Here is an 11,636-nt window from a genome sequence, read left to right on the forward strand (position 1 = left end):
TGTAGGTCTGCAGGCGCGTGCCTGCTACGTCTTGCCAACCCTGGAAGACGCTTACAATCACAAAGCGTACTCGGCAAAATCCGATCCCGTTGTAACTTTTCCTCATAAGCGACATAGGGTTTTGTATCACTTGGTTCAACTGGATTTGGCTCCGTGCGCATCATCGCCGAACCACTTCGATTAAACGTTTAACCGTGGACTTCGGATTAAACGGCGCCTTGCGCCGCGACTCTTTCAGCAACATGTCGCAAACTATCAAAGTTGATATTCGCTCCGGAATTGACCGCCACCAAGGTTTGCCCACGCAGACCGTGACGGGCGACGTAGGCGCGAATGCCCGCCACCGCCAACGCACCGGACGGCTCGGTGATGGAGCGGGTATCGTCGTAGATCAGCTTGATGGCGCTGCACAATTCGTCATTGCTGACGGTGATGACTTCGTCGACCCAATCGCGGCAGATCTCAAAGCCATAGGCGCCGATCTGCGCGACCGCGGTGCCGTCGGCAAACCCGTCGACACTCGGCAACACCACCCGCTCCCCGGCCCGTAGTGCGGCGAGCAGGCAACTGGAGCCTTCGGGTTCGACACCGATGATGCGCACCTCGGGCCGCAGGTATTTGACGTAGGCGGCAATGCCGGCGATCAGGCCACCGCCGCCCACCGGCACGAAGATCGCGTCCAACGGCCCCTGTTGCTGGCGCAGGATCTCCATGGCCACTGTGCCTTGGCCGGCGATCACATCCGGGTCATCGAAGGGCGAAACGAACGTGCACCCGGATGTCTCGGCCAGTTGCAGCGCATGGGCCAGGGCAAACGGGAAGCTCTCGCCGTGCAGCACCGCTTCGGCGCCTCGGGAGCGTACGCCCAGCACCTTCAGTTCCGGCGTGCTGCACGGCATCACGATCCGCGCCTGGATCCCCAACTCCTTCGCCGCCAGTGCCACGCCTTGCGCATGGTTACCCGCCGATGCCGTCACCACACCACGAGCTTTCTGCTCGGCCGTAAGCTGCACCAGTTTGTTGTAGGCGCCGCGAATCTTGAAGGAAAAGGTCGGTTGCAGGTCTTCGCGCTTGAGCAGCACCTGGTTGCCCAGCAATGCCGACAACGCCGGCGCGGCTTGCAGGGGCGTACGCACTGCCAGGTCATAGACCGGGGCGGCGAGGATCTTTTTCACATAGTGTTCAAGCAATGCCGTATCAGCGGTGTGAGGGACGGGGCACGTGCTCATAGGTGTCTCCTGGTTTTTGAAGGGCCCTGGAGACGGAAAAACAAAACCCGCCTCTAAGGCGGGTTTGGGTGCAGCCGTGTGCTATCCCGCCATATGAGGAATGGCGGTAATAATGCTTGGCTGGCTGTGCAAGGTTTGAAATGTCATGTCACGAAATTAACCGGAGGCGACCGGGCAAGTCAATGGCCATGCGCCATTTAGCGCACGGGGGTTTACGATTGATATACGAACCATATACGCTTTGTATATCCACCCCTTCACAGTGAACACCATGGGCATCGTCAAGATCAGCGACCAACTGCACGAACAACTCCGTCTGGCCAGCGCGGCCATGGACCGCTCCATCAACGCCCAGGCCGAATTCTGGATCAAGGTCGGCCTGCTCGCCGAATTGAACCCCAGCCTGCCCTACCACGAGTTGATCAACAAACTGTTGCTGGACAAGCCCGACCTGATCCGGGGGCGCAGCTGATGATCAAGACCGCCGCCCAACTGGCTGTGATGCGCGAATCCGGGCGCCTGCTGGCCCAGGTGTTCGACATGCTCGATGGTTTTGTCGCCGCCGGCCGCTCCACCCTGGAGCTGGACAGCGCCGTCGAAGCCTATATCCGTAAGGATCTGCAGGCCCGCCCCGCCAGCCTCGGACAATACGACTACCCCTTCTCCATCAACACCTCGATCAACGAGGTGGTGTGCCATGGCATGCCCAGCGCCAAGGAGATCCTCAAGGACGGCGACATCATCAACATCGACATCACCCTGGAAAAAGGCGGCTTTATCGCCGATTCCAGCAAGATGTACATGATCGGCAACGTCGCCCCCAAGGCGCGGCGCCTGGTGGACATGACCTTTGAGGCGATGTGGACCGGAATCCGCCAGGTCAAGCCCGGCGCGCGCCTGGGTGACATCGGCCATGCGATCCAGAGCCATGCACAGGCCAATGGCTACAGCGTAGTGCGTGAATACTGCGGCCACGGCATCGGCAAGCAGATGCATGAAGAGCCGCAAATCCTCCACTTCGGGCGGCCCGGCACCGGGCTGGAACTGCGCGAAGGCATGGTGTTTACCATCGAACCGATGCTCAACCAGGGCAGCTCCAAGGTGCGCAGCCTGAAAGATGGCTGGACGGTAGTGACCAAGGACAACAGCCTGTCGGCGCAATGGGAGCATACGGTGGCGGTGACGGCGGATGGCTTTGAAGTGCTGACCTTGCAAACATCCCACTGACTCAACCACCACCGTAGATACCGTGTTATCCAGCACCTCGCAAATCCGTAGCAGCTGCCGAGCCTCGGCGAGGCTGCGTCGGCCGCGACTCGATCCTGAATCGGCAGCGCGCCTGACGCAGCCTCGCTTGCGCTCGGCAGCTGCTACTCGGCGCCACTCACCAGACCACACTCCGGCCCTGCGCCTGGAAAAACCCTTGGTCAGGCCACCTGCTTGATCCCGGCCTTGGCTTCCAGCTCGCGCACCAGCGGTAATACACGCTTGCCGAAGTACTCCACTTCTTCCTGGAAGTGCAGGAAGCCCGCCAGCACCAGGTCTACGCCTACGGCCTTGAGTGCAACGATGCGCTCGGCAATTTGCTGCGGGGTGCCGATCAGGTTGGTCTTGAAGCCATCGTTGTACTGCACCAGGTCTTCAAAGCTGGACTTGGCCCAGTTGCCCTCGCCTTCGGGTGACGCCTTGCCGGCCTGCTTGGCCGCGTCGCCAAAGGCATTCACGGCGTCCGGATCGGCCTTGTCGATGATCTCCGCGAGCACGGCGCGGGCCTCTTCCTCGGTGTCGCGGGCGATGATGAATGCATTCACGCCGACTTTGACCGAATGGTTGTTCGCCGCGGCCTTGGTGCGAATGTCGTCGACCTGGGCCTTGATGCCTTCCGGGGTGTTGCCGTTGGTGAAATACCAGTCCGACACCCGCGCCGCCATGTCCCGCGCGGCCCGCGAACTGCCGCCTTGGAACACTTCCGGCTGGCCCAACGGCTTGGGCTTGAGGGTGTAGTTGTTGAACCGGTAGAAGTCGCCCTTGAAGGTAAAGTCATCCTGGGTCCAGATGCCTTTGAGGGCGCGGATAAATTCCTCGGAACGGCGATAGCGCTCGTCGTGCTCCAGCCAGTGTTCGCCGATGGCCTGGAACTCCCCCTTGAACCAGCCACTGACGATGTTCACCGCAATGCGGCCATTGGTGAGCTGGTCGATGGTCGCCAGTTGCTTGGCCGCCAGCGCCGGCTGCCACGGGCCGGGCAGGATCGCCGCGATGACTTTGAGCTTAGTGGTCGCGGCCAGCAATGCATGGCTGAACGCCACGGATTCATGCTGATTTTCCGCGCCATAGCCGGCGGTGAAGCGGATCTGGGTCAGGCCGTATTCGAAGCCGGCCTCTTCGGCCAATTGCGCCAGTTTACGGTTGTAGTCGATGCCCCAGTGGGTGCGTTGTTCGATCTTGCTGACCACCAGCCCACCGCTGACGTTGGGCACCCAATAGGCAAATTTCACGGCTTGCTGACTCATCGAACGGTACCTCGCATTAAGGAATGTACCGAGGGGTGGAGCAGCAAGCGTGCCAGGCAGGCGCAAACGCCCGCGCCGCAGGGGTTGGGACACGTATTCGGGGCCGCAAGGCATTGCATGCCAATGTCAGGGATTGCGACGGTTTGTCGATTTGCTGTTGCCAGGGCAACAGTAAACAGCATGCATCTCCCGTAAACACTGGCCCTGGGACCCGGCACGGACTGTGCAATCACTCCCTGCACCGATCACTGCCCCGGAGCCTTGCCCATGACCGAACACCACGTTATCAACCCGCTGTCCGTCGGCGTCGACTACCCCACGCTGGCAGCACGCTTTCGTCCGATTTTCCAGCGCATCGCCGATGGCGCGGTGGAACGCGAACAAACCCGCGCCCTGCCCCATGAGCCGATCCAGTGGCTCAAGGAAGCCGGTTTCGGTGCGGTGCGGGTGCCGGTGGAATATGGCGGTGGCGGTGCTTCGCTGCCGCAACTGTTCGAACTGCTGATCGAACTGGCCGAAGCCGACTCCAACGTACCCCAGGCCCTGCGCGGGCATTTCGCCTTTGCCGAAGACCGCCTGAATGCGCCGCCCAGTGCCGGCCGCGACCTGTGGTTCAAGCGCTTTGTCGACGGCGATATCGTCGGCTGCGCCTGGACCGAAATCGGCGCCGTGGCCATCGGCGACGTTGTCACCAAGGTCAGTCCGGACGGCGATCAGTGGAAACTCAACGGTGAAAAGTTCTACAGCACCGGCAGCATTTTCTCTGACTGGATCGACGTGTACGCCCAGCGCAGCGACACCGGCGGCGATGTGATCGCCGCCACTCGCGCGCGCCAACCCGGCGTGGAACACAGCGATGACTGGGACGGTTTTGGCCAGCGCACGACCGGCAGCGGCACCTCGCGCTTTACCGATGCGGTGGTGGAGGCGGAAAACGTCATCGACTTTGCGACCCGCTTCAAATACCAGACCGCGTTCTACCAACTTGTCCTGCTGGCCAGCCTCGCCGGTATCGGCCGTGCCGCCTTGCGCGATGTGGCCCACCAGGTGCGCAGCCGCAAGCGCATCTACAGCCATGGCAATGCCCAGCACGTCAGCCAGGATGCACAAATCCAGCAGGTGGTGGGCGAAGTCGCCGCCTTGGTCTACGCCGCCGAAGCCAGCGCGCTGAGGGCTGCGGTACCGGCACAGCGGGCGTACCTGGCGCGTTTCGGTGGGGATGAGGGGGTCGAGCGCGAAGCCAACGTGGCCGCCGAAATCGAGTCAGCCACGGCGCAGGTGGTGGTGTCGGAACTGATCCAGCGCGCCACCAGTGAGTTGTTCAACGCACTGGGGGCCTCGGATGTGCGCCAGGGCAAGTCCCTCGACCGCCATTGGCGCAATGCACGGACCGTGTCGTCACACAACCCGGTGATCTACAAGGCGCGGATCGTGGGGGATTGGGTGATCAATGGCACCGAGCCGCCGTTTGTGTGGCAGATCGGCAATGGCCCGGCGAAAGCCTGAGGCTGAGCGGGTTCAAAACTGTGGCGGCCTTCGGGCCGGCCATGTCGTTGGATTTGAGCGAGTACATATCCATTGCTGCGGTAACGGCTGATATGGGTTCCGCCCTTACGGCGGGTCACTTTTGGAAAAGAGAGCCCCAAAAGTAAAAAAGGGCTCTTGCCCCAACACTCGGCACCTCGCTTAGGCTCGGTGTACCCGAACGAAGGCCAGCGTGTTTAACGGGGCGCCTAGGATCAAGATCAAAAGCCAGAGCAAAAGCAGGCTGAGGCCTACCTGCTGGATGGAGATCCAAATGTGGGAGGGGCGGTGCGACGATTCGACTTGCCCCCGATAGCGCCGGGTCAGTAAAAAAATAAGTGACTGACACTCCCTCATCGGGGCATAGGTATCTACACATCTTGAGCCGAGCCCCCTGCGTAGATACCGTCTTATCCAGCACCGCGTAAAACCCCGTAGCAGCTGCCGAGCCCCGGCGAGGCTGCGTTGGCCGCGACTCGAGCTTGAATCGGCAGCGCGCCTGACGCAGCCTCGCTTGCGCTCGGCAGCTGCTACGGGAGGAGGCCTTGATGGGGTTGGCATTCGTAGCAGCTGCCGAGCCCCGGCGAGGCTGCGTCGGCCGCAACTCGAGCTTGAATCGGCAGCGCGCCTGACGCAGCCTCGCTTGCGCTCGGCAGTTGCTACGGGAGGAGGCCTTGATGGGGTTGGCATTCGTAGCAGCTGCCGAGCCCCGGCGAGGCTGCGTCGGCCGCGACTCGAGCTTGAGTCGGTAGCGCGTCTGACGCAGCCTCGCTTGCGCTCGGCAGTTGCTACGGGGGGAGGCCTTGATGGGGTTGGCATTCGTAGCAGCTGCCGAGCCCCGGCGAGGCTGCGTCGGCCGCGACTCGAGCTTGAATCGGCAGCGCGCCTGACGCAGCCTCGCTTGCGCTCGGCAGTTGCTACGGGGGGAGGCCTTGATGTGGATTGGCTTTCGTAGCAGCTGCCGAGCCCCGGCGAGGCTGCGTCGGCCGCGACTCGAGCTTGAATCGGCAGCGCGCCTGACGCAGCCTCGCTTGCGCTCGGCAGCTGCTACGGGGGGAGGCCTTGATGTGGATTGGCATTCGCAGCTGTCGAGCCTTGGCGAGGCTGCGTTGGCGTTGTGTCAGACGCGCCGCAAACGCAGCCTCGCCAAGGCTCGACAGCTGCTTGCGCGTTATCCTACTGAAGTTGTGTAGATACTTATGCTCATCGGGGGCAAGTCGAATCGTCGCACCGCCCCTCCCACATTTGGACCCTTGTACACCTCAAAAGGCCAATTTATAGCCGATGGTCATCAGCATGATCGCCAGGCACGGGCGCAATACGCCGTCCGGGACTTTGCCGGTCATGTGGCTGCCGAAGTAAATGCCCGGCAGCGACCCCATCAACAGAAAGCCCAGCAAGTGCCAGTCCATATTGCCCATGCCGGCATGGCCCAGGCCCGCCACCAGGGTCAGGGGCACGGCGTGGGCGATCTCGGTGCCGACCAGGCGGCGCGTGGCCAGGAACGGGTAGAGGATAAACAACGCGACCGTGCCGAGGGCGCCGGCGCCGATGGAGGTGAGCGCCACCATGGTCCCCAGCACCGCCCCGGTCACGACGGTCAACGCATTCAGGTTGCGCGGGTTCATATGGTAGTGATCGCCCGCGTGACGCTGGGCGAACGCCAACAGGCGTTGCTTGAACAGGATCGCCAGGGCGGTCAGCAGCAGCACCACGCCGAGGGCCTGCTTGATCACTGCGTTCATGGCGCTGGGGTCGGTGTGCAGGCTGGCGAGGAACCACAGGGTCAGCAATACCGCAGGCACACTGCCCAGGGTCAGCCAGCCGGTGATGGTCCAGTCGATGTTCTTGTTCTTGCTGTGTACCAGCACGCCACCGGATTTGGTGATGGCCGCGTACAACAGGTCAGTGCCCACGGCCGTGGCCGGGTTGATGCCGAACCACAACAGGATCGGGGTCATCAACGAGCCCCCGCCTACACCGGTCATGCCCACGATAAAACCAACGATCAGGCCCGCAATTACAAAACCAAAGTTACCCACTTCCATCAAAGCTACCTGCGGCCTTATAAAATTCTGGCCGCAGGATAGCGATTTTTCTTATAACGACTTATATCAATATGATCTGACTTTATGCCTTTTCTGGCAGTCGGCGACAGACATACGCTTGGGTCTGATAAGGAAACGCCACCGTGTCGCGGTCTTTCAGTGCCGGGTGGGTGGCGATCAAGCCACGTAACTGCTCGGTCACAAGGGCTTTTTCAGCCTCGGGCAACGCGGCAATAAAGCTCACGGAGAGGACGCGATCCATGATCACTTCCTGTGGGCTACCTACGTGGGTGTAGGGGAAACACGTCATTTCGGGGTCGGAAAAGTACTCGCCGTTGAACGCTTCGCGCCAACGCCCGGAGTGAAAACGCGGGGTATCACCCTCGTAGGGCGTAATGATCGCGGTGATCGCCGCCACCCAGTCCACCGATTCATCGCGCACGCTCCACACCAGCCCAAGGCGCCCATCGGGCTTGAGTACGCGATGGATTTCCGCCAGCGCGGCCTGGGTGGAGAACCAGTGGAAGGCTTGCGCGCAGACCACCGCGTCAGCGCTGGCGGTTTCCAGGGGGATGGCTTCGGCGGTGCCGTTGACCAAGCGCACATCCGGCAGCAGGCGGGTCAACTGCGCGCCCATGGCCTGCACCGGTTCGACGGCGATCAACGTGGGCGCCAGGGTGCTGAGCAGCCGCGTGAACTTGCCGGTGCCGGCGCCCAGGTCGATCACCAATGAGTGCGCATCGACGCCGAGTACATCCGTGAGCCAGCCGGTGAGCTGCCTGGGATAATTCGGCCGGCCTTGGGCGTAGGTGACGGCCTGGGTAGAGAAACCTTGTTGAGCAGACGCGTGAACACCAGTCATTGCCAATCTCTCCTCGGGTAAAGCGGGGGCACAGTGTGCGCCTTCCGAGGGGGATTTTCTAATCGGCAGCAGTGGGCAACCACACCCGAAAGCGTGCGCCGCCCAACGGCGAGGCCAATGCGGTCAGGGTGCCGCCCTGGGCTTCCATGGCGCGCCGGCTGATGGCCAGGCCCAGGCCAAAGCCGCCCGTGGCGCGGTCGCGGCTGCGGTCGAGGCGGTAGAACGGTTCGAAGATGCGCTCGCGCTGGTCCAGCGGAATGCCAATGCCGTCGTCATCCACCCAGATTTCACAGCCCTTGGGGCAGACCTTGACGCCCACCTGAATGCGCTTGTCGCAGTAACGCGTGGCATTGCGCAACAGGTTTTGCAAGGCGCGGGCGGTGAGGCGTGGGTCGAGGCTGAAACGCTCCACGGTGCAATCGAGTGCCACATCGATAACGATCTCGGGGTTTTCCAGTTCGTCATCGACGCTGCCCAGCACGCTGTCGATAAATTCATCGAGCACCACTTCGACCCGCTCCGGCAATTGCGCCGGGTTTTGCAGGCGGCTGTAGGACAGCAACTCCAACACCAACTCGTCCAGCTCACGAATATGCGCAACCAGGCCGTGCAGGCGCTCGCGGCTGGCCTCTGGCAAGTCTTCCGAGAGCGCCAGGGCCAGGCCGAAATCCAGGCGCGTGAGCGGTGTGCGCAGCTCATGGGAGACCGCATTGAGCAAGTCGCGCTGCTGGTTGAGCAGGTGTTCGATGTCGTCGGCCATGGTATCGAACACCGCCGCCAGGCTGCCGATGTTGGAGCTGGGGGGGATGTGGGTGCGCTCGGCCAGGTTGCCCTTGCCCAGCTGCGTGGCGGTGCTTTTCAGGCGTTCGAGATCGCGCCAGTGCGGACGCAGCCAGAACAGCAGGCAGGCCAGTAACGCCGCACCGATCAGCACGTTCATCGACCAGTACAACAGGTTCATGTCCAGCGGGTCCGGCGGAACGGTGAGCTTGACCACGAACTGGTCGTTAAGCGGCGAACTGATGTCTTCCATCCAGCCCCACTCCCCCAGGTGAATCACGGGTTTGCCCTGCTCCAGCAGTTTCGCTTCCTGCGCGCTGTAGCTGGCGTCCTGGCGCAACAGCAATTGCACTTTAAGGGGCGCGAAGTCACGTCCCAGTTGCTCGGTCACCTGGGACCAGCGCTCCACCGGCGCGCGCAGGTACTGCTTGACGATCAGCTTCTGCATGCCCCGGGACTGCTCGACGTTGTAGTCCAGGTAGCGGTGTTCGAACAGTTGGATCACCAGCTTGGGAATCAGGAAGATCGCCGCGCTGTAGGTGACGATGGTGATCAGGTAAAGGCGTAGCAGCACACGAAACATCGGTCAGCATTCCCACTCGGAACGGCTGAACAGGTAGCCCTTGCCCCACACGGTCTTGATCTTGCGCGCCTCACCGGCGTGGTCGTCGAACTTGCGGCGCAGCTTGGAGATGGCCACGTCCACCGAACGGTCGGTGCCGTTGAACTCGATACCGCGCAGGCGTTGCAGGATCTGGTCGCGGCTGAGCACCTCGCCGGCATGCCGGGCCAGCACCACCAGCAGGTTGTATTCGCCGCTGGACAACTCCACCGCCTGCTCGCGCCAGGTCACGGTGCGTTCCGACAGGTCGATGCACAGGTTGCCCATCAGGATCTGGTCGCTGGCCACCTGGGGCTCGGACAGACTGCTGCGCCGCAGCAAGGTGCGCACCCGCGCCAGCAGCACCCGCGGCTCACAGGGTTTGGTGACATAGTCGTCGGCGCCCATTTCCAGGCCCAGCACCTGGTCGTGGCTGTCGTCGCGGGCGGTGAGCATCAGTATCGGCAGGCCCGCCGAGTCGGCGCGCAGCAGGCGGCACACTTGCAGGCCGTCGAGGCCGGGCAGCATCAGGTCGAGGATCACCAGGTCCGGCGGGTTGAGGCGCGCGCGTTCGCGGACGTGGTCGCCACGGCTGAGCACGCTGACGTGGTAGCCATTGCGCTCCAGGTAGCTGGCAATCAGCTCGGAGAGTGCAGAGTCGTCTTCCACCAGGAGGATGTTGGGCATGAAGGTGTTTCCAGAAAATACAGTGATGTGTCGTACACAAATCCAATGTGGGAGGAGGCTTGCCCCCTTCCCACATTGGATCTTCAGTGTTTGCAGGATTGTGCAAGGATATACGCCCTCGGCGCCCCGCGCGCCGCACCTTACATTTCTTCACAGACGACCTACACAGCTTCACAGCACCACGGCGCAGGTGCCCTTAGGATGCGCCAGTCAATATTGGGATAAGAGCATGTCGAAGAATCTGTTTGCGCCATTTTGCCTGTTGGCCCTGACGCTGGCCCTGAGTGCCTGTGACAACTCCGCCGACGAAGCGCCGCAAATGCCCCTGGCCAAAGTGCGCATCGAAACCCTTGAGGCCAAGCCCATCTCCATCACCAGCGAGTTGAGCGGCCGCATCGCCGCGCCGCGCATCGCCGAAGTGCGCGCACGGGTGGCCGGGGTGGTGATGCAACGGGTCTTCAAGGAAGGCCATGACGTCAAACAGGGCGATGTGTTGTTTCGCATCGACCCGGCACCGTTCAAGGCTGACCTGGACAGCGCCCAGGCCAACCTGAGCAAGGCCGAGGCCAATGCGTTCCAGGCGCGCCTGCAAGAGCAGCGCTACAGCCAGCTGGTGGAAGGCAACGCCATCAGCGGCCAGGACTACGACAACGCCCGCGCCAACCTGCGCCAGACCAACGCCGAAGTCGCCGCCAACAAGGCCGCCGTCGAGCGCGCCAGGTTAAACCTGGGCTACGCCACCGTGACCGCGCCGATTTCCGGGCGCATCGGCCGCGCCCTGGTGACCGAAGGGGCACTGGTGGGCCAGAACGAAGCCACGCCCTTGGCGATCATCCAGCAACTGGACCCGATCCACGCCGACCTCACCCAGTCCACCCGCGAGCTCAACGACCTGCGCCGCGCCTTCCGCGCCGGCAGCCTGAAGCAGGTCGGCCAGGACCAGGCCAAGGCCACGTTGATCCAGGACGATGGCAGCCTCTACCCGCTGCCGGGCAAGTTGCTGTTCGCCGAGATCAGCGTCGACCCGGGCACCGGGCAGATCATCCTGCGCAGCGAGTTCCCCAACCCGGACCTCGACCTGTTGCCCGGCAGCTTCGTGCGGGTACGCCTGGAGCAAGCCGTCGACAAACAAGGCATCAGCGTGCCGCAACGCGCCATCACCCGCGACAGCGCCGGCATCCCCATGGTGCTGCTGCTCGACGCCGAGCAGACCGTCAGCCAGCAGCCGGTAGAACTGGGCGCGGTAATCAATGACCGCTGGGTGGTCAGCCACGGCCTCAAGCCCGGCGACCGTATCGTCGTCGAAGGCCTGCAGCACGCGCGCCCCGGTGAAAAAGTCGAGGTTGATGACAGCCCGACGCCCCTCGCCCCGGCTTCCGGCCAATAAGGATC

Annotated in this window: 9 protein-coding genes and 1 pseudogene; 4 read left to right on the top strand and 6 right to left on the bottom strand. The window is 62.7% G+C overall.

The annotated features are described in order from the left end of the window. Positions 1 to 230: 230 nt before the first annotated feature. Positions 231 to 1,229: pseudogene (gene ilvA / locus FIV39_RS27750) on the bottom strand (threonine ammonia-lyase, biosynthetic); the annotation flags it as partial. 271 nt (positions 1,230 to 1,500) lie between these two features. On the opposite strand from ilvA, the gene FIV39_RS27755 reads away from it, so the two are divergent. After that, positions 1,501 to 1,701, top strand: a complete 201-nt coding sequence (locus FIV39_RS27755) for a ParD-like family protein (protein ID WP_027606410.1) — start codon at positions 1,501 to 1,503, stop codon at positions 1,699 to 1,701. After that, positions 1,701 to 2,456 (top strand): type I methionyl aminopeptidase, encoded by a 756-nt coding sequence (gene map / locus FIV39_RS27760; protein WP_090405132.1) that lies wholly within the window; start codon positions 1,701 to 1,703, stop codon positions 2,454 to 2,456. Before FIV39_RS27755 ends, map begins: the two co-directional genes overlap by 1 nt. Before the next feature lie 200 nt (positions 2,457 to 2,656). Here the strand turns inward: map and sfnG are convergent, their stop codons facing one another. Then, a complete protein-coding gene (gene sfnG / locus FIV39_RS27765) occupies positions 2,657 to 3,742 on the bottom strand; it encodes a dimethylsulfone monooxygenase SfnG (RefSeq protein WP_090405135.1) in 1,086 nt (361 codons plus the stop codon). Positions 3,743 to 4,009: 267 nt separating this feature from the next. Here sfnG and FIV39_RS27770 point away from each other — a divergent pair, with 267 nt between their 5' ends. Continuing rightward, entirely contained in the window at positions 4,010 to 5,248 is a 1,239-nt protein-coding gene (locus FIV39_RS27770) for an acyl-CoA dehydrogenase family protein (RefSeq protein WP_090405138.1), read from the top strand. 1,280 nt (positions 5,249 to 6,528) lie between these two features. On the opposite strand, the gene FIV39_RS27780 is transcribed toward FIV39_RS27770, so the two are convergent. The 4 genes from FIV39_RS27780 to FIV39_RS27795 all read right to left on the bottom strand — a co-directional run bounded on the left by FIV39_RS27780 (position 6,529) and on the right by FIV39_RS27795 (position 10,244). Next, entirely contained in the window at positions 6,529 to 7,314 is a 786-nt protein-coding gene (locus FIV39_RS27780) for a sulfite exporter TauE/SafE family protein (RefSeq protein WP_027606416.1), read from the bottom strand. 82 nt (positions 7,315 to 7,396) lie between these two features. Next, on the bottom strand, positions 7,397 to 8,176 hold the full coding sequence (locus FIV39_RS27785; protein WP_090405141.1) for a class I SAM-dependent methyltransferase: 780 nt from the start codon (positions 8,174 to 8,176) through the stop codon (positions 7,397 to 7,399). A 58-nt stretch (positions 8,177 to 8,234) separates the two neighbouring features. After that, positions 8,235 to 9,539 carry an ATP-binding protein gene (locus FIV39_RS27790; protein ID WP_090405144.1) on the bottom strand — a complete coding sequence of 435 codons (1,305 nt, stop codon included), beginning with the start codon at positions 9,537 to 9,539 and terminating at the stop codon, positions 8,235 to 8,237. Positions 9,540 to 9,542: 3 nt separating this feature from the next. Then, positions 9,543 to 10,244, bottom strand: coding sequence for a response regulator transcription factor (locus FIV39_RS27795; RefSeq protein WP_090405147.1), 702 nt, complete (start codon positions 10,242 to 10,244; stop codon positions 9,543 to 9,545). A 229-nt stretch (positions 10,245 to 10,473) separates the two neighbouring features. On the opposite strand from FIV39_RS27795, the gene FIV39_RS27800 reads away from it, so the two are divergent. After that, on the top strand, positions 10,474 to 11,631 hold the full coding sequence (locus tag FIV39_RS27800) for an efflux RND transporter periplasmic adaptor subunit (protein WP_090405150.1): 1,158 nt from the start codon (positions 10,474 to 10,476) through the stop codon (positions 11,629 to 11,631). Positions 11,632 to 11,636 lie beyond the last annotated feature (5 nt).

Origin of the sequence: Pseudomonas grimontii, from assembly GCF_007858185.1 — a bacterium.
Lineage (GTDB): Bacteria > Pseudomonadota > Gammaproteobacteria > Pseudomonadales > Pseudomonadaceae > Aquipseudomonas > Aquipseudomonas grimontii.

Bases quoted from the DNA above. Each gene is read 5' to 3' on its own strand.
- FIV39_RS27780 (WP_027606416.1), bottom strand. From the start codon at position 7,314: ATGGAAGTGGGTAACTTTGGTTTTGTAATTGCGGGCCTGATCGTTGGT.
- sfnG (WP_090405135.1), bottom strand. From the start codon at position 3,742: ATGAGTCAGCAAGCCGTGAAATTTGCCTATTGGGTGCCCAACGTCAGC.
- map (WP_090405132.1), top strand. From the start codon at position 1,701: ATGATCAAGACCGCCGCCCAACTGGCTGTGATGCGCGAATCCGGGCGC.
- FIV39_RS27795 (WP_090405147.1), bottom strand. From the start codon at position 10,244: ATGCCCAACATCCTCCTGGTGGAAGACGACTCTGCACTCTCCGAGCTG.
- FIV39_RS27755 (WP_027606410.1), top strand. From the start codon at position 1,501: ATGGGCATCGTCAAGATCAGCGACCAACTGCACGAACAACTCCGTCTG.
- FIV39_RS27790 (WP_090405144.1), bottom strand. From the start codon at position 9,539: ATGTTTCGTGTGCTGCTACGCCTTTACCTGATCACCATCGTCACCTAC.
- FIV39_RS27770 (WP_090405138.1), top strand. From the start codon at position 4,010: ATGACCGAACACCACGTTATCAACCCGCTGTCCGTCGGCGTCGACTAC.
- FIV39_RS27785 (WP_090405141.1), bottom strand. From the start codon at position 8,176: ATGACTGGTGTTCACGCGTCTGCTCAACAAGGTTTCTCTACCCAGGCC.
- FIV39_RS27800 (WP_090405150.1), top strand. From the start codon at position 10,474: ATGTCGAAGAATCTGTTTGCGCCATTTTGCCTGTTGGCCCTGACGCTG.